Source organism: Lysinibacillus pakistanensis, assembly GCF_030123245.1.
Taxonomy (GTDB): Bacteria; Bacillota; Bacilli; order Bacillales_A; family Planococcaceae; genus Lysinibacillus; species Lysinibacillus pakistanensis.
Genome location: NZ_CP126101.1, coordinates 4,662,328 through 4,680,056, shown reverse-complemented (window position 1 = coordinate 4,680,056; position 17,729 = coordinate 4,662,328). Strand labels below are relative to the sequence as shown.

Here is a 17,729-nt window from a genome sequence, read left to right as displayed (position 1 = left end):
TCCAAATTTGGAAATGTATATTATAATAAATGGTAAATAGTTTTCTAGGAGGGATATTTTGGGTAAGTTTAAAAAGTTAGGTATTATACTAACATCTACAGCATTTACTGTCGGGGTACTTTCACCAATTTCACAAGCATCTGCCAATGTAAAGGAATCTTCAGAGAGAATTGAAATTCAAGTAGCTTCAACGGAGACAAAAGTCACAAAGAGTATGCTTATCAATAAATTGCATGCAATATTCCCTGATAAGTTTAATTTCTTAACAGAGAAAGATTTAAATGTAGGAAGCGGACACTACTATACAGATGATACAACAATTCGTTATGATATAAGTTTCCATAAGACTGTAAATGGTAAGGAGATTTATGGTAGCTTCACATTTAAGGGAGACGATTTAGAACTAGAGAATTTCTATTATCAACCTTCTGATATTTCAGATGCAATGTATCCAGCAAAGTATTCTGAAGCTGATGCACAAAAAATTGCAAAGGAATTCTTAGCTAAATTCCCAAATACTGAAAACTATAAGCTTCAGGAAAATGGTATTGGCTCTGACTACTATTTTAATATGAGCAGACCATTATCACAGCCAATTGCTTATTCGTTTGTCTATTCACCAACTCAAAATGGTGTGGCAATCAGCGAGCAATATTTTACTATTGAAGTCCTTGCGAATGGCGAAATTACAAGTGTTTATCGCAATACAGAGCCTCTTAGCAAGGCAACATTTGATAGTGTAGAGCAGAAGAAGACTGAAGCGGATATTCTTGCCCAAATTCGTGATAATTTAGCAGTTGAATTGCGTTACACAGTCGATTATGATTTCCAAACAGATCAGCGTAAAGTGAAGCTTGTTTATGCACCAGCAATAGGCTTTAATGGGGTACATGCTTTAAATGGTCAATGGCAAACAGTGAATGGCTTCTCGGCACAGGTACCGAAAGTAAAACGCGTAGAAAAGCTATCCTCACAACCGCTTGAACCAAGAAAGAAGGGTATGACATTAGCTGAAGTAGAAGAATTTGCAAAATCCTTCTTAAAGGTTGATCCTGATAAAGCTAAGTTACAAATTGATATGATTGATGAAAGAGAAAACCAAAATGGGGAAACAATTTACTCTGTAAATTATACGTATATGTATGATAATGGTGGCATAGGCTCCTCATTTGAATTAAATAAGGCAACAGGCGAAATTATTCAATATCATGATTTAACTAGAGATTTCGTAAAGTCTAATGATAAGACTACAACCATTTCTAAGGATGCAGCATTGAACAAGGCGATTGAATACTTAAAGCAATGGGCTCCTTCCTATGTGCATAATTATTCTAAACCATTAGAGGATGCTGTATTAGCTGATTATAGTAAAGAATATTACTTCTCATTCCCGCGTGTTGTAAATGATATCGCTGTGGTAGGAGATGAAATATCTGTAAGTATTGGTTCTGATGGCTCATTACGTTCATTGTATATTTCTAACCAAAAAATCGATAATTGGCCATCTGTAGATAAGGCGATTTCTGCTGATAAAGCAAAAGAATCTTATCGTGAGGCACTTAAATTACAATTGCAATACGCTAAACAAAGTGGTGAGGATAAGAATCATTATGATCTAGTGTATTCACCAACTTATGGTGGTAATTTACTTAATCAAATTGATGCAACTACTGGTGAGTGGTTAATTAATATTGAGGATAAAAAAGAGCAACCATTGATTTCACATCCTACAGCAGCAAAAGAGTTAAATTATTTGGTTAGTCAAAATGTGTTAGAGATTAAAGACCCAGCTACTTTTAATGCTGATACTGGCGTGACTAAGGGAGAAGCACTAAAAATTATGCTTAAATCTCTCACATATGGCTATTTTGGTGGATATGGAGAAGGTGATGAAAAGCAATCCTTCACAAATATTGATAAAAACCATCCATTATATGGAGTAGTTGAAGAAGCCGTAAGAATGGGCGTTTTAAAGCCAGCAGATCGATTTGATGTTGATGCAACATTGACTCGTCAAGAGCTTGCAGAATGGTATATTCGTGTATTAGGATTAGAGAAAGCTGCTAAGCATAGCGATATTTATAAATTAAACTTTGCTGATGCAGGCTCAATTGATCCAGCATACTCTGGCTATGTGGCTTTAGCAAGTGCAATGGGATTAATAGATGCACAGCAAAATAGCTTCAACGCTACTGAGAAAGTATCATATGCAGATTTAGCTGTTTCAACAATGCGATTAGCTAAAGCTATTGGCGAAGGTAATAACAGTCGCTTCTTTTAAAAATAGAAAGGGTATCTCCTGATTATTGGAGATACCCTTTTTGGGTTAATTTTTAAACAAAGGTGAAATAATAACAGAAGAAAGGAGTGTAAGGATGAGAATTAAATTTTTTATGGCTATTCTTTTTACGACTATCACGCTCTATGGCTGTACAAAAGAAAAGGCGCAAGATATGCCGACAAATGCTCCAGTTCAACAAAATAATCAACAAGTCGGAGATACCGCAACAGATCAAGTACCCTTCAATTTTTTAGAGTTTTCGTTGGATGTTGACTATTCTGCGACAGATTCCTATGAAGCTGAATACGAAAATAAAAAGTCCGGCATAGCAGCAAAATTACAGGATACCCGAAATAATGAAAATCTTCAGGGAGATGCAGCTTATACGAAGCTGGAACCTCTTTTTAAGCAGCTGACGTTTGATTCCACTACACCAAATGATGAAGTAATAGATCAGGTTATTTCCGTATTCCATATTGCAGAGGACTTCCAATCAATTGAGATTGAAGTAGAATTTGTTGATGGGAATGAAAAAGAATTTAAACGTCTAAAGTAAATGATGCAGGCTGAATTCATCCATTAAAATCCAGCTATCTATTAATGGGTGGATTTTATTTCTTAGAAGTAAGTAGTGCTATAAAGGGGAAAGTCAATTTCTGAGTAAAACAAATTAATTGTCGTATAAAGAAATATATGTTATTATTATCTCGAATTAAAGATAATTAAATTCGAGGTAAATAGAAAGAGGGAGTGGTATGAGGGAAGACAATCGTAATTTAAAGGCTTTTACGGTCTTGTTCCGTGCATATCAAACGATTCAGGAAGCAACAAGAAGAGATTTACTACAATATGATTTAAATCAAACCGAATTTTCAGTGCTTGAATTTTTATACCATCGTGGGGAACAACCGATTCAAGTGATTGGAAAGAGAATATTAATTGCAAGTAGCAGTATTACCTATGTTATTGATAAGCTTGAACAAAAAGGCTATGTCTATCGATTTGCTTGTGCGAAGGATCGCCGTGTCACTTATATTTTTTTAACAGATGAGGGACGAGCATTATTGGAAGAAATTTTCCCAAAGCATGAACAAAAAATTAATGAAATTTTTGAAGTATTAGACCCTGAAGAACTGAAAACAATGATTCTATCTTTAAAGAAGATTGGTTTTAATGCGATTAATAAATGAACAAATTTACATTAATATCTCGAAATCGAGATAATAGGAGGGTTTTAAATGAATCATTTAAAAGGGATTCATCATGTTACAGCAATTACTAGTAGTGCCGAAGAAAATTATAAATTTTTTACTTTTGTGTTAGGAATGCGTTTAGTGAAAAAAACAGTTAATCAGGACGACATTCAAACATATCATTTATTCTTTGCGGATGATAAGGGCAACGCAGGTACAGATATGACGTTCTTTGATTTTCCGAACATTCCAAAAGGCGTGCATGGAACAAATGAGATTTCAAAAACCTCCTTCCGTGTACCAACGGATGCCGCTTTGGACTATTGGGTGAAACGTTTTGACCGATTACAGGTTAATCATACTGGCATTAAAGAACAATTTGGTAAGAAAACTTTATCTTTCGTTGATTTCGACGATCAGCAATATCAACTTATTTCTGATGAGCACAATAATGGTGTTGCATCTGGGACTCCATGGAAAGATGGGCCAATCCCTTTGGAATATGCAATAACAGGATTAGGGCCAGTATTTGTTCGAGTTGCTAATTTTAAATATTTCAAAGATGTGCTAGAAAAGGTGATGCTTTTTTCTGAAATTGCTGAGGAAGGAGATTTCCATTTATTTGAGGTAGGAGAGGGAGGCAACGGTGCTCAACTTGTTGTTGAATACAACAGTGTTCTACCTTTAGCACGTCAAGGCTTTGGTACAGTTCATCATGCCGCATTCCGAGTAGAGGATCGTGCTGTGTTGAACGAATGGACTGAACGATTTGATAGCTTCGGCTTCCATACTTCTGGTTATGTTAATCGTCACTTCTTTGAATCACTTTATGCACGAGTAGCCCCACAAATTTTATTTGAACTAGCCACCGATGGGCCAGGATTTATGGGGGATGAGCCTTATGAAACTTTAGGTGAAAAACTTTCATTGCCACCATTTTTAGAGCCAAAGCGTGCTCAGATTGAAGAACTTGTTCGTCCTATTGACACTGTAAGAAGTACAAAAAAGTTCGATAAAGAATATGAGTAATACTAATTCATCCAGTAACAGAAATAAGTTGTTTACTGGATGGATTTACATAACTGCATTGGGGGTTTAAAAATGGAATTTTCCAAACTAATTGATAAGCGTCGTTCAGCTAATAATTTTTTGAAGGACGTTAATATGACTGAAGAAGACATACGCCCTATTTTAGAGGATGTTAAGCTTGCTCCATCGGCTTTTAACTTACAACATGCTAACTATATCGTTGTGTTGGATGAAGAGATGAAGGAAAAAGTAAGAGAGGCAGCATTTGGTCAATATAAGGTACATTCAGCATCTGGGGTGATTCTAGTATTAGGTGATAAAGAGGCCTATAAAAACACGGCTAACCTAACTCAAGGGATGGTGGATTTAGGTATAATTACCTCTAGCGAATTAGAAGAAATTGTAGCAGAGAATACTAAATTTTATGAAGATCGTGGCAAGGATTTTATGAAGGACGAGGCGATTCGTAATGCTTCATTATCAGCCATGTTATTTATGCTTGCTGCAAAAAATCGCGGTTGGGATACTTGCCCAATGATTGGGTTCGATAATGAAAAAATGCGTGAACTTTTTAATGTGCCAGAAACACATGAAATTGCACTTATGATAACAATAGGTAAGGAAAAAGAAAGCAGTCGTCGTTTACGAGGTTATCGTAAGCCGGTTGAAGAATTTGCCACTTATTATTAACGTGGTATAAAATAGAATTGCTATACAAATACTAAGAATAATAGACATTTTAGGAGGAAATAACATCATGAAAGTAGTAGCTATCGTAGGTAGTATCCGAAAAGAATCTTATAATATGCAGTTAGCTAAGTTTATTCAAAAACAATATGCTGAGAAGTTTGAACTTGAGGTTTTAAGCTTAAATGAGTTACCAATGTATAATCAAGATATTGAAAATGATGCACCACAAGCCGTGCTTGATTTTAAAGCAAAAGTGAAAGCTGCAGATGCAGTGCTTTGGGTGACACCTGAATATAATGGTACTGTACCAGGTGTGATGGTTAATGCAATTGACTGGTTATCTCGTGTAGACAAAGTAATGATTGGAAAACCATCTATTATTATGGGTGCATCGATGGGGAACCTTGGTACTGTTAAAGCACAATTACATTTGAGAGATATTTTATTCTCCCCAGGTATTAATTCACCATTACTTAGTGGGAATGATGTTTATATTGGTGCTGTGCACACAAAATTTGATGCAGAAGGTAATCTAACAGATGAAGGTACTGTAAAATTCCTTGATTTAGTTATCGATAACTTCTTAAACTGGGCAAAAAAATACGTTTAACATAACGAAAGTCCTGTAAGTACTAGGTATACTTACAGGACTTCATGTTGTTGAAATACTATTAAGTCAATGAAATCAAGGTGACAAATTAAAAAGTATAGCCCTTTTTCAAAACGAGGGGTTGATCTCCGTTCCGACTGAGTGCTTTCCTGGGGGCGTCCGATGAGCCGCTTCACTCGCATGCTCGCTCCAGGGTCTCATCTGTGACGCTGTGAACTGCACCCCCTTATATTAGATTTTTTAAGTCCAATATTTTGGGTGCAGTTCATAGCGAGACAGACGAGACCCTGCACGGAGCGTCAGCGCAGGAAGCGGCTCGTCGCTCGCCCACAGGAAAGCGAGTAGCCTGGAACGGAAATCACCTTTATTTTGGCTAAATATTCACAAAGGGTCCCTTGACCATTTAGTTTTTCAACACTATGAAGTCCTGTAAGTACTAGGTATACTTACAGGACTTTTTAACTTCTGCTGAAACGAATAAAGCACTTGAATGGTGGTAGAATGTTAAAAGAGATGCTCGATTAAAAATGCTGTACTACTGCATAAAATCTTCATATTTTTACGTTATACTTTTGACGTGATTCAGCCAAATGTTTTGTACCGCAAGCGAAGCGTCAGGTACAGAATACTAGATGTTGTATTTTTCCTATTCAGCGAACATATAAACGCATGATAATGCCCTGCAGATGTCACGGAATTTTTGGAAATCTCAAAATGGTGGTTAGCAAATGAGAAAACTTTCACTAAAGCTTGGAATCATTTTTTTTATTACATTATTTTGCATTGAAACATTTATGATGTTCTTTTTGCATACTTCTTTAACCAATTCAAGGGTTGAAGAGGAACTAACAAGCTTGCAGGCAAGAGGAAACTCTCATAGAACAATATTAGAGCGAAATTTTGACAAGGAGACCCTAGCTCATATTGTATTAATGGAGTCAGAGGAAGATACAGATGTAGTTATTACAAATATATCAGGAAAAATACTGGCGTCTTCAAACCCACATCCTGAAATCAAAGATTATATAAATCAATTAGAGAATACTGTTCCTTATAATGGGGAAATACTGCAGCGTCATTGGCAAAATGAAAAATATATTGCAACCATTAGTCCAATTCAAAAGCAGCAGAGAACAGTTGGATATGTTTTTATGTTTCAAAATACAGTTTCAATCCATGCATTAATGGAGCGCTTAAATAAGCATTTTTTAATTGTTGGATTTGTTTCAGGTCTTGTAACCATTGCTGTCATTATTGTTTTATCTAGAAAGCTAGCTCACCCTTTAATTCAGATGAAAGAAGCTACTATGAAAATGAGTAATGGTGACTTTTCCGTGACACTTTCTTCGAACGGTAGGGATGAACTAAGTGATCTTGCTATAGCAATTCAGCATTTATCAGATGAGTTGAATCATTTAAGACAGGATCGAAAAGATTTTTTATCAAGCATTGCCCATGAGCTTAGAACGCCCTTAACTTTTATAAAAGGCTATGCGGATATTCTCTATAAACGTAATTTGACGGAGCAGGATCGGCAAAAATATTTAGGTATTATTATAGAAGAAACAAATCGGCTTTCACATTTAATAAGGGAATTATTTGAACTAGCTAAAATGGACGAAAACTCCTTTATTATTGAAAAAGAATGTCTTCAATTGAATGAGTTTTTGGAAAATATTAGAGGGAAATTGAGTCCTGCATTTCAAGAAAAACAGCTGCATTTTAACGTTCATTGCGAAGAAGGATTAACTTTAATGGCTGATGCTGCAAGACTGGAACAAATATTAATGAATCTCCTCAAAAATGCTTTATCATATTGTTCATCAGGTGACGTTATCTCCGTCATAGCAAAAAGACAGGACGATTTAGTATCTATACTCGTTAAAGATACTGGAAAGGGAATTCCCCAAAAGGATTTACCTCATATTTTTGAACGATTTTATCGTGTTGAAAAATCTCGTAGTCGTGCATTAGGGGGCGTTGGACTGGGGCTTTCAATTGTAAAAGAGCTTGTTCAGGCGCATGGAGGAGAAATAACAGCCCAGAGTAAAGAAAATAAAGGAACAACTTTTATCTTAACGTTTAAAGGAGTCAAAAAGTATGAAAACAATACTACTCATTGATGATGAACCTAGAATGTTAGACTTGCTTAAGCTTTATTTAGAGCCTGTTTTCACATGTAAGGAAATGGTATCCGTTCAGAAGGCTCTGATCTATTTAGAAGAAAATCATGTAGATCTGGTACTTTTAGATATCATGATGCCAGAAATGGATGGTTGGCAGGTCTGTAAAGAAATAAGGAAATTTTGGGATGTGCCCATCATCATGCTAACAGCAAAAGGGGAGCATACTGATATGGTAAAAGGTCTAAATCTAGGAGCAGATGATTACATTCTGAAACCCTTCGATGAAGAAGTGTTACTAGCACGTATTAATGCTGTTCTAAGGAGGGCAAAAAGTGATGAAAATATTGTGTCGTTTGAGGGATTACATTTAAACAAGGAATCCTTTGAAGTGGGTTTTAGACAGAAGGAAATATCCTTAACGCCTAAGGAATTTGAGATGCTAGCCTTATTTTTAGCGCATCAAAATAAGGTTTTTACTAGGGAGCATCTTATTAATACTGTATGGGGTTACAATGATTCGATAGAGGATCGAACAATTGATTCACATGTACGTAATTTACGAGAGAAACTACGGAAAAGTGGTTTTCCTGCTGATGATTATTTACAAACTGTTTGGGGGCTTGGCTATAAATGGCTTAAGTCGGCAGGAAGAAATGCTTTAGAGCTTAGAAGCTAGAAGAACCTCTGCTAGAAGTCTACAGAGGTTCAGCGGCTTATTCTGCTTTTAATTCGTCCTCAGTTACCCATTTATGATTTTTTACAGACTCTCCATTTGTAGTAGCTGTATAATCAATCATATAAACAGTTGTTTGGACTGCTTTATCAATCCGAGCAGTCGCATTTTCCATGCCCGTCATATGAGATGCATTTGTCTTAACCTCAGTGCCAGAGGCTAATGGAGCTAAATCTGGATTAATCAATTCCTCATGAATAACCCACTTATGATTTTCTACACGCTGACCACCTGTAACTGGATCATAGGAGACAATATATGCAGTAGAATCATATGCGCCTACAATTGTTGCTTTTGCTCCCTCCATACCTTCCATATGTCCATCGGTAATAATAGCTGTGCTTCCTACTGGAAATTTAGGATTTATGGCAGTTTTCAACGCTACGGGCACCTCACCCGAGCTAGAATGGTCCATTGTTGAATGATCCATCTTTGTATTCTGCTCAATGTCATTGTCCTTTTTAGTTCCTGATTCTGTCTTGTCAGAGCAAGCTGATAACGCTAGTAAAGTAATTACTGTTAGGAAACTAATATACCAACTTCTTTTTATCTTCCTCCATTATTCCTCCTCACTATTTACATCTAATGTAGCAAATAAATGTGCAGAAATAATGGAAGGATTAAAAGAAATACACCATCTAGTAGGATTGGCGTTTTAAGAATTCAACTATTTTATTGGTATTATTTTTAATATCCTTTGTAGACGATGCGCAAAAATACCAGCAAAGACTGCTAAAATAATATCCTTTGGCAAAGGTGGCATCATCCAAAGCCAGGCCATCTTATAATTGAAAGCATCTGGAGCGCTAGCCCATAGCTTATAAGCAAAGTACATCCAATTTGTCCCTAGTAAATAATTAATAGCTGTAGCAATTACTGCAGCAACAATATAGCTTTTCTTTGTTCCGCTACGCTCAACAATCAGTCCTGCGATAAATGCAGCTAAAATAAATGTGACAATAAAGCCAAATGTAGGGCTCAAGATTTGTCCAAAGCCGCCACCAAAACGTGCAAATACAGGTGCACCAGCTAAGCCAATGCACATATATACCGTACAAGCAAGTGCCCCCTTTCTACTACCAAGAACGAGTCCAGCTAATATAGCAAAGAAAGTTTGCAATGTGATGGGGACTCCGCCTACAGACATGAAAGGGACAATAGAAGTAATATTTGCACCAATCATCATTAATGTTGAAAATAATCCAATATAGGCAATATCTACTGTTCTTAATCTATGATGAGAGTGTTCTGCAACTGTTGCCATAATTTCACTCCTGTCTATTAAAGTTATTAATAGTGTATGAAAATAAAATATTTGTGTCAACCTATAATTTATATTAGGTTAACTCAATGATAATTAATAGACTAACTACTTAAATGTATGATAGAATCGTCATAATTTTAATAGTTTGGATACTAATGGTGTGACATCTTATACAAAGTGTCACTTAAAAGGGAAGTCGGTGAAAATCCGACGCTGTCCCGCAACTGTAATGAGGAGTTTTATGATGATTTAGCCACTGTTTAAGGAACGGGAAGGTAATCATAAAACGTTGATTCGAAGCCAGGAGACCTGCCATTTAGTGATAGTTGTAATGCCCACGAGGATGAACGCATTTACGGATAATAGAAGGAAATCTTTCTGACTTTGTTGATGATTCTAGGGTATTTCTATGCATACTATGCATGAAATACTCTTTTTTATTGCTTCATATCTATTACGGTTGATTAGGAGTATTATACATATGAATAAAAAATTTATACTATTATCACTGTCTCTGTTTCTAATTCTAATCATTTCTATGACTTTGGCTGTTATGGTTGGATCTGTTTCCATCACACCACTTTATGTGTGGCAGGTTATCCTGTCCAAAATTCCAATCGTCCAAAATTTTATAGAGCAGGATTGGAGTCGCTCGCAAGAAATTATCATTTGGCAAATACGGGTGCCACGCGTCTTGTTGGCTGCCATCGTAGGAGCAGGCTTAGCAATTGCAGGAGCAGCTATACAGGCCCTTGTGCGTAATTCTATAGCTGAACCATACATATTAGGAATATCTTCAGGGGCAACAGTCGGTGCTACAGCTGTTATTATTTTAGGTGCATTTTCATTCCTAGGAATTTTTGCTCTTTCAGTATCTGCATTTTTAGGATCACTACTTGCCATATTGTTAGTGTTTTTCCTTGCTCGTGTTGGAGGAAAAATATCTGTCTTTAGACTTTTACTTGCTGGAATGGCAGTATCGTTTATTTTATCTGCTATTTCGAATTTTATTTTAATGATGGCAAAGCAAGAGGGTGGAATTAAGGCAGTTATGTATTGGATGCTTGGAAGTCTGGCTGGTGCAAAATGGAGTAATATAATTATTCCTACAGCCATTTTCATCGTCGTGTTTGCCTTACTGTGGCTCCATTATCGTCATTTAAATTTATTATTGCTTGGGGAAGAGGCAGCAGTTACATTAGGCGTCAATATCCAACAGTTTCGTTTACAGCTTATCCTACTAGTATCTTTATTAACGGGTGTGCTTGTTGCAGTAAGCGGCTCTATTGGATTTGTTGGCTTAATTATTCCACATATTGTTCGCATAATTGTAGGTTCTAACTATAAATATGTAATACCAATTAGTGCTTTATTAGGAGGTATTTTTTTAGTTTGGGCAGATGCGATTGCTCGAATTTTGATAGCTCCTGAAGAAATGCCGATTGGAATTATTACTGCTTTTTGTGGAGGACCATTTTTCATTTGGCTACTGCGCCGTAATAATTATTCTTTCGGTGAAGGAGATTAAACCTATGACATTAGAAGCAAGGCAGGTATCCTATTCCATTCAGGATCAACGCATATTGCATGAGGTTAGTATGCAAATAAGGGAAAAGCAATTTGTTGGGCTAATTGGTCCAAACGGTAGCGGGAAGTCAACCTTATTAAAAAATATGTACCGCCTATTAAAGCCTGAAAATGGTACGGTTCTGTTAAATGAGCAGGATATTTTTAAGCAATCAAGTAAAAACATTGCTAAAAATTTGGCGGTAGTAAGTCAAGAAACACCGGTTTTATTTGACTTTACAGTACATGACTTAGTAAGTATGGGAAGAACACCTCACAAAAAACTATTGGAACTTGATCAAGAACGAGATTTTCAAATTGTGAAGGATGCATTAAATCAAACAGGTATCACACATTTAGAAAAACGTAGCTTCAGCTCTTTGTCAGGTGGAGAAAAAAAACGGGTGATGGTAGCACGTGCACTTGCTCAGCAAGCACAGATACTTATTTTAGACGAGCCAACAAATCATTTAGATATACAGCATCAATTACAGCTAATGGATTTAATTCAAACTTTGCATTTAACCGTTGTTGCTGCTTTGCATGACCTAAATATTGCGGCTATGTATTGCGATCAAATTTATGTTTTACAGCAAGGTCAAATCGTTTGCTTTGGTACACCGGAAGAAGTGCTTACACCAGCATTGTTACAAGATGTATTTGGTGTTTATGCCGATATACAAACTCATCCTCTTACAGGTAAGCCGTATTTAACGTATGTATCGGAGCAATATACAAGGAAAATATTAAAATATTGATAGTATGAAAAAAGGCGTATCACTTAGTACGGATACGCCATGTTGTTTATCATTAATAGGACTGTGGTTAATGGAGGATAATGCTTCATTTACTGCAAACATTATTAATAAATTCTACCGAAGCTAGCAGCAAAATAAATTAAGATATGGCTTTTAAACCTGCTACACCAATGATAATGGCAACGATACTAATCAAACGGGTACGGTTTTTGGATTCGCCGAAAAATATAATATTTACAAGGACAGCCCCAACAGTCCCAATACCAATCCATACAACATAGGCGATGCTTAACTGTAAATAGTTAAAGGAGGCATATAATAGCGCAAAGGATAACCCAAACCCACCCACATATATAAATAAATTACGAAGCGTTTTTTTCTGACTGTAGAAGCGTAAGCCTACCACCCCGATAATTTCTGATACTGCAGCTAATAATACAAGTAACCAGCCCATTATGCATTAGCTCCTTTCTTATCATCATGATCTCTAGCAGTGTTATCGGCTAATTTAAGACCAATAACCCCTAGAACTAAAATAAACATAAAAATCGCTTTCATAGTGTGAAACTCTCCTTCAAAAATGAAAATGTCCATTAATGTGGTACCAATTGTTCCTGCCCCAGCAAAGATCGCATAAACTGTGCCAGTAGGTAGGTTTTCACATGCTTTCGATAAGAAATGGAAGTCCGTAGCGATTAAGGCTATGATAATAATCCAATGCCACCAAGAATATGCGGTATTAAAGCCAAAAATCCAAAATAATTCAAATAAACTTGTTAGTCCAACATACAGCCAATCTCTTTTCATTGTTCAATGTCCTTTCGTTTAATCATATTTATGACTGACATTCAGTCATTTATAGTGTGAAAAAGAACGCCACTTATGTGTGACGTAAGCCAAGTGCATGATGTAAAAAGTCAAGGAGTTCAAGCTTTTGCATTTTGATGGTTTCTTCTTCACTGTCATCATACAAGTAAATTTGCTCAGCTGCAGATTCTATTAATCCAATAATAAGCTTAGAAGATCGAGTAGTATTTAATGAAGGACGAATTATTCCTTGTTGTTGAGCCTCATATAAGAAATTATTCATCCATTCGTAATAGGGCGCATAAATATTTTCCCATTCTTTCATATGTTCAGTTTGAGTAATACCAGCGTAGATAAGGGCAAATACATCTCGATAGTCTTCAGTTAGTGAAAAAACAATATCGACTACTTTTTCAAGCTGCTTTGCAAAAGGTTCCTGTAAGGAAATTCCTTCTTTAATGGCAGCAATTATTTTCTCAACCATAACTTTCGCAATAGCCGGCATGACTGAAAGTCGAGATGGGAAATAAAGGTAAAATGTCCCTTGTGCGATACCTGCAGCTTTGACGATATCCGAAACTTTTGTCTTTTCAATTCCCTTTTCACGAAAAACTTCAATTGCAGCTTGAATAATTTTCTCTTCCTTTGACATGATATCCCCCGCTTTTGTCCTGCTTAATTAGTATGTTACAAAATAGTTGAAATAAAGTCAAAGAAAATGACTGATAGTCAGTCATTTTTATCTTGATTCAGCAGATCTTTACTTTGCGAAACCAACAAATGTATTGTATTCAAAGCGAAGCGATAGGTGCAGAAATCAAGATAAAATCCCCGATGGATGTTACGAATTTTGAAGTTGAAGAAGGGCTTTTTGAGGAGCATGAAAAAATCAGGCCTGAGAGATTATTGATATGCATAAATAACACTTTCTCGGGGAACTTTATGGATGAAAGGATTTGATGATAGTGGAAGAGATTAAGTTTGCACAATTAGATCAACAGCAGCTTGAAAAAATTAACGAACTGGAAAAGAAAATTGGCGTGACATTAGTGGCCTATGACTCCTCTTCAATGTCATCTCAGGGCTCAGGTGCCTTTGAAGCAAATAATGGCACGCATAACAACCATCCATCATAATGAACAAAAGAGATACCTTGCAGCAATGTGGGGTTTTTCTGTTTTATGTTGATTCAACAGATGTATATGCACCAGTTGAATCAACATAAAGCCCCGGCGGATGCACAGATTTTGAAAAGGAGCTTTTCGAGCAAGCTCAAAAAAATCAGGACACAATTACTCTATGGCGTAATTGAAGAAATAAAGGGAGTGAAGTTTAATGATGCAAGAATTTTATGCTGATTTACATATTCATATTGGACGTACTTTTAATGGACGTGCTGTTAAAATTACAGGCAGTAAAACGTTAACATTAGCAAATATTTTAGAGACTGCTAGTGCAAGAAAGGGTCTTGATATGATTGGAATAATTGATTGCCATTCTCCAGAAGTAATAGAAGAGATGACATGGATGATGGAACAAGGTTTACTCAAGGAACTGGAACAAGGGGGTCTACGCTATCAGGAAACTACTCTGATCCCAGGAAGTGAAATAGAGATTTATGATGAGAATTGTTTAGGACCTATCCATGTGCTTGCCTATTTCCCAACACTTAATCTGATGAGAGAGTTTTCAACTTGGATGTCAAATCATATGAAAAATATCCACTTAAGCTCTCAGCGAATATATTGTGATGCACGAACGCTACAACAGAAAGTTTATGAGTTAAGTGGACTTTTTATTCCTGCACACGTATTTACGCCATTTAAAAGTCTGTTTGGTAAAGGCGTACAACGGAGTTTAACAGAAGTTTTCGATCCACAGCTTATAGACGCCATTGAACTGGGATTAAGCTCGGATACCTACATGGTAAACAATATTAAGGAGCTCCAAGCCTATCCATTTGTCAGCAATTCTGATGCACACTCTCTTGGGAAGATTGCTCGGGAATATCAAAAATTACGATTAACTGATGCCAATTTTTCTGAATTGCAATTGGCACTTCAAGAGCAGCAAGGGAGAGCAATAACGGCTAATTATGGTTTAAATCCTTTACTTGGTAAGTACCATCAAACAGTCTGTGCAAAGTGTGGCGAACAGCTAGACAATATGACGACTGTCTGTCCTAAATGTAACAGTATGCAAATTATAAAAGGAGTCGCTTTACGTATTCAGGAGTTGTCAGAGCACCTTGTTAATCAACGTGTTCGTCCACCGTATATTCATCAAGTTCCATTGGATTTTATTCCAGGCTTAGGACCAAAAATGATGGACCGATTAGTAAATGCCTTTGGTACGGAGATGAATATTTTGCATCGCATCTCACTAGAACAGCTTGAACAAATCGTTCCACCGAAAATTGCCAAGATGATTGATTTGGCAAGAACAGGTCAATTAGCAATTGAAGTTGGTGGTGGGGGTATATACGGAAAAATTCAATCTGAATAGAAGCTAGAAAATGCTTGTTCTTATTTAACCCTTTTTTAGCCTTCATCTATTAAAATAGTAATCAGTAGATGTTGAAGGAGTGAGGGTATGAAATTTTCAAAGAAATTTCAATTTTTAGCTAGTAGTGTACTAGCATTGCAGTTATTAGTGCCAATAGGTGCTAATGCTGAAGAGCAGAGAGATCTTATTGCACCGAGCTGGGTGACTCAGGTAGATTATGTAGCACTAGGGGATTCATTGGCCCATGGTATGAATGAAGTGGGGATTATCGGATTAGGGTATGCCGATTTTGTTGCACAGGCTTTACAGAAAGAGGGACTCATTACTTCATATAATAAGGGCTTTGCTTATACAGGCTATACTACGAAAAACGTATTGGAAGATTTACAAAATGATGTCGAGAAGCCAGTGGTTGGCTTTGGTTATCCAAATGAACAGGTAAAGCTTCGTACGTCTATTAAGGAGGCAGAAATTATTACCTTAACAGCAGGCGCCAATGATTTAATACCAATTTTAAAGGAATCTCAAACAACAGGTATTAATGCAGTGGCAATCCTAAAGGCTTCACAAGATGCAGTCAAAAATATAACTGCTATTTTAGCAGAAATTAAAAAACTAAATCCGAACGCACAGGTTTATGTGATGGGTTATTATAATTCCTTCCCTTACTATAGTGAGGATTTACAAAAACAATTTAAATTATTATTGACTACGGTAAATTCCACAATAAAAGCAACTGTTGAAAAGGCTGGAGGTATATTTGTTCCGACATACGATATTGTGGCAAAAGATGTGCCAAGCTATTTACCAAATCCAGAAAATATACATTTAAGTGAAGCTGGTTATATGGCAGTTGCAAATGAGGCATTTTTACCAGCAATTAAAGCAAGCTCATTATGGGATGTATCAAAAGTGATCAGTACAACTATTCAAAATAATACATCTGTGCAGGTAAATTGGCAGAAGGCTACAGACAATGTAGGCGTGCAAAGCTACAAAGTTTATGTCAATGGTGAGCTAACTGCTACGCAAAATGCCGACACAACGACAATTACGTTGGAACATTTAGCTGATCATGCGGCATATACTGTCGCTGTAAAAGCAGTAGACGCTGCAGGCAATGAAAGCGTACAAAGTCCAACTATAACTTTTTCATTAGGGGGTGCTTCAAGCTTTACTGATATAGAGAATCATTGGGCAAAGGAGTTTATTCAAAAAACTGCTAAAGTAGGTATTATGAAAGGCTATGCCGATGGAACATTTAGACCTGAACAGAATGTAACTCGTGCACAGGCTGCGTCTATACTTGTCAGAAGCTTAGGCTTAACAACGCAGAAACAGGCACCATTTACGGATATTTCAAACTATGATGCAAAAACGCAGTCTGAAATTGCAGCTGCATATACAAATGGACTTATAAAGGGAACAGATGGTAAATTTAACCCAGGGCAGCCAATTACTCGTGCTCAGCTAGCATTAATGATTAGCCGGGCCTATGAACTTCAACAAAAGAAACCATATGTAATGAAAGGAAGTACGCCATTTACGGATATTGCTGGCTACAATGAAGAAACAAAGCATGCGATTACTATGTTATATGAGCTTGGCATTGTTACAGGTAATGATGGTAAATTTATACCAGAATCCTCAACAAAGCGTAGCCATGCAGCGAAAATATTTGTTAATTTCAGCGATTTATTTTGAGTTAGCAAATGTCTTTATACCGAAATGGGCTTGATGCCTTGTATTTTGCTGAGGTTAGTTTAATTCCAACAGAGGGTGAGACAGGACTGTACCCAACTCGTTTTAATAGCTAGGACCGGGGTTGTTATTAATGCTAGGACGCTCAGTAGTCGATTTTATAATTGATGACGACAAAAAGAAACAGATAAAAAAACATGTTTAACATAAACAAAGCGGTACAATAAAGGATTTATTGTACCGCTTCATAGTGTTGAAAAACTAAATGGTCAAGGGACCCTTTGTGAATATTTAGCCAAAATAAAGGTGATTTCCGTTCCAGGCTACTCGCTTTCCAGTGGGCGAGCTACGAGCCGCTTCCTGCGCTGACGCTCCGTGCAGGGTCTCGTCTGTCTCGCTATCCCACGGGAGTCGAGTAGCCTTGCACTCCAATCAGCAATAGTGTAGAACTTTAAATATTTTCTTC

18 protein-coding genes and 1 riboswitch are annotated in these 17,729 nt (G+C 36.7%); of the genes, 13 read left to right on the top strand and 5 right to left on the bottom strand.

All coding sequences use genetic code 11. The features are described from left to right. Positions 1-58: 58 nt before the first annotated feature. From QNH24_RS23295 to QNH24_RS23260, 8 genes are all read left to right on the top strand, one after another. Complete coding sequence (locus QNH24_RS23295) at positions 59-2,281, top strand: S-layer homology domain-containing protein (RefSeq protein ID WP_283869763.1); 2,223 nt, start codon at positions 59-61, stop codon at positions 2,279-2,281. Between the two features lie 94 nt (positions 2,282-2,375). After that, positions 2,376-2,837 (top strand): YusW family protein, encoded by a 462-nt coding sequence (locus tag QNH24_RS23290; protein WP_283869762.1) that lies wholly within the window; start codon positions 2,376-2,378, stop codon positions 2,835-2,837. Positions 2,838-3,036: 199 nt separating this feature from the next. Then, positions 3,037-3,471, top strand: coding sequence for a MarR family winged helix-turn-helix transcriptional regulator (locus QNH24_RS23285; protein ID WP_283869761.1), 435 nt, complete (start codon positions 3,037-3,039; stop codon positions 3,469-3,471). 48 nt (positions 3,472-3,519) lie between these two features. After that, positions 3,520-4,503 carry a ring-cleaving dioxygenase gene (locus QNH24_RS23280; RefSeq protein ID WP_283869760.1) on the top strand — a complete coding sequence of 328 codons (984 nt, stop codon included), beginning with the start codon at positions 3,520-3,522 and terminating at the stop codon, positions 4,501-4,503. Between the two features lie 72 nt (positions 4,504-4,575). After that, a complete protein-coding gene (locus QNH24_RS23275; RefSeq protein WP_283869759.1) occupies positions 4,576-5,193 on the top strand; it encodes a nitroreductase family protein in 618 nt (205 codons plus the stop codon). A 67-nt stretch (positions 5,194-5,260) separates the two neighbouring features. Further along, the gene (locus QNH24_RS23270) at positions 5,261-5,803 is read left to right on the top strand and encodes an NADPH-dependent FMN reductase (protein ID WP_283869758.1); all 543 of its coding nucleotides are present in this window, start codon (positions 5,261-5,263) and stop codon (positions 5,801-5,803) included. A gap of 728 nt (positions 5,804-6,531) precedes the next feature. Further along, a complete protein-coding gene (locus QNH24_RS23265; RefSeq protein WP_283869757.1) occupies positions 6,532-7,926 on the top strand; it encodes a HAMP domain-containing sensor histidine kinase in 1,395 nt (464 codons plus the stop codon). Further along, a complete protein-coding gene (locus tag QNH24_RS23260; protein WP_283869756.1) occupies positions 7,904-8,605 on the top strand; it encodes a response regulator transcription factor in 702 nt (233 codons plus the stop codon). Before QNH24_RS23265 ends, QNH24_RS23260 begins: the two co-directional genes overlap by 23 nt. A gap of 37 nt (positions 8,606-8,642) precedes the next feature. On the opposite strand, the gene QNH24_RS23255 is transcribed toward QNH24_RS23260, so the two are convergent. Both QNH24_RS23255 and QNH24_RS23250 read right to left on the bottom strand, forming a co-directional pair. Next, positions 8,643-9,092, bottom strand: coding sequence for a YdhK family protein (locus QNH24_RS23255; protein ID WP_430674434.1), 450 nt, complete (start codon positions 9,090-9,092; stop codon positions 8,643-8,645). 237 nt (positions 9,093-9,329) lie between these two features. After that, the gene (locus tag QNH24_RS23250; protein WP_283869755.1) at positions 9,330-9,926 is read right to left on the bottom strand and encodes a biotin transporter BioY; all 597 of its coding nucleotides are present in this window, start codon (positions 9,924-9,926) and stop codon (positions 9,330-9,332) included. A gap of 139 nt (positions 9,927-10,065) precedes the next feature. Next, positions 10,066-10,257: riboswitch (cobalamin riboswitch) on the top strand. Between the two features lie 150 nt (positions 10,258-10,407). On the opposite strand from QNH24_RS23250, the gene QNH24_RS23245 reads away from it, so the two are divergent. Next, a complete protein-coding gene (locus QNH24_RS23245; RefSeq protein ID WP_283869753.1) occupies positions 10,408-11,454 on the top strand; it encodes a FecCD family ABC transporter permease in 1,047 nt (348 codons plus the stop codon). A gap of 4 nt (positions 11,455-11,458) precedes the next feature. Then, positions 11,459-12,250, top strand: coding sequence for a heme ABC transporter ATP-binding protein (locus QNH24_RS23240; RefSeq protein WP_283869751.1), 792 nt, complete (start codon positions 11,459-11,461; stop codon positions 12,248-12,250). Positions 12,251-12,389: 139 nt separating this feature from the next. Here the strand turns inward: QNH24_RS23240 and QNH24_RS23235 are convergent, their stop codons facing one another. From QNH24_RS23235 to QNH24_RS23225, 3 genes are all read right to left on the bottom strand, one after another. Continuing rightward, positions 12,390-12,704, bottom strand: a complete 315-nt coding sequence (locus tag QNH24_RS23235; RefSeq protein WP_283869750.1) for a DMT family transporter — start codon at positions 12,702-12,704, stop codon at positions 12,390-12,392. Continuing rightward, the gene (locus QNH24_RS23230; RefSeq protein WP_283869749.1) at positions 12,704-13,057 is read right to left on the bottom strand and encodes a DMT family transporter; all 354 of its coding nucleotides are present in this window, start codon (positions 13,055-13,057) and stop codon (positions 12,704-12,706) included. The genes QNH24_RS23235 and QNH24_RS23230 overlap by 1 nt, the downstream gene beginning before the upstream one ends. Before the next feature lie 73 nt (positions 13,058-13,130). After that, positions 13,131-13,709 carry a TetR/AcrR family transcriptional regulator gene (locus QNH24_RS23225; protein WP_283869747.1) on the bottom strand — a complete coding sequence of 193 codons (579 nt, stop codon included), beginning with the start codon at positions 13,707-13,709 and terminating at the stop codon, positions 13,131-13,133. A gap of 304 nt (positions 13,710-14,013) precedes the next feature. Between QNH24_RS23225 and QNH24_RS23220 the strand changes: the two genes are divergently transcribed. The 3 genes from QNH24_RS23220 (at position 14,014) to QNH24_RS23210 (ending at position 17,266) form a co-directional block, all read left to right on the top strand. Next, positions 14,014-14,193, top strand: coding sequence for a hypothetical protein (locus QNH24_RS23220; protein WP_283872961.1), 180 nt, complete (start codon positions 14,014-14,016; stop codon positions 14,191-14,193). A gap of 202 nt (positions 14,194-14,395) precedes the next feature. Further along, positions 14,396-15,562 carry an endonuclease Q family protein gene (locus QNH24_RS23215; protein ID WP_283872924.1) on the top strand — a complete coding sequence of 389 codons (1,167 nt, stop codon included), beginning with the start codon at positions 14,396-14,398 and terminating at the stop codon, positions 15,560-15,562. 87 nt (positions 15,563-15,649) lie between these two features. Beyond that, a complete protein-coding gene (locus QNH24_RS23210; protein WP_283869746.1) occupies positions 15,650-17,266 on the top strand; it encodes an S-layer homology domain-containing protein in 1,617 nt (538 codons plus the stop codon). Positions 17,267-17,729: the final 463 nt, after the last annotated feature.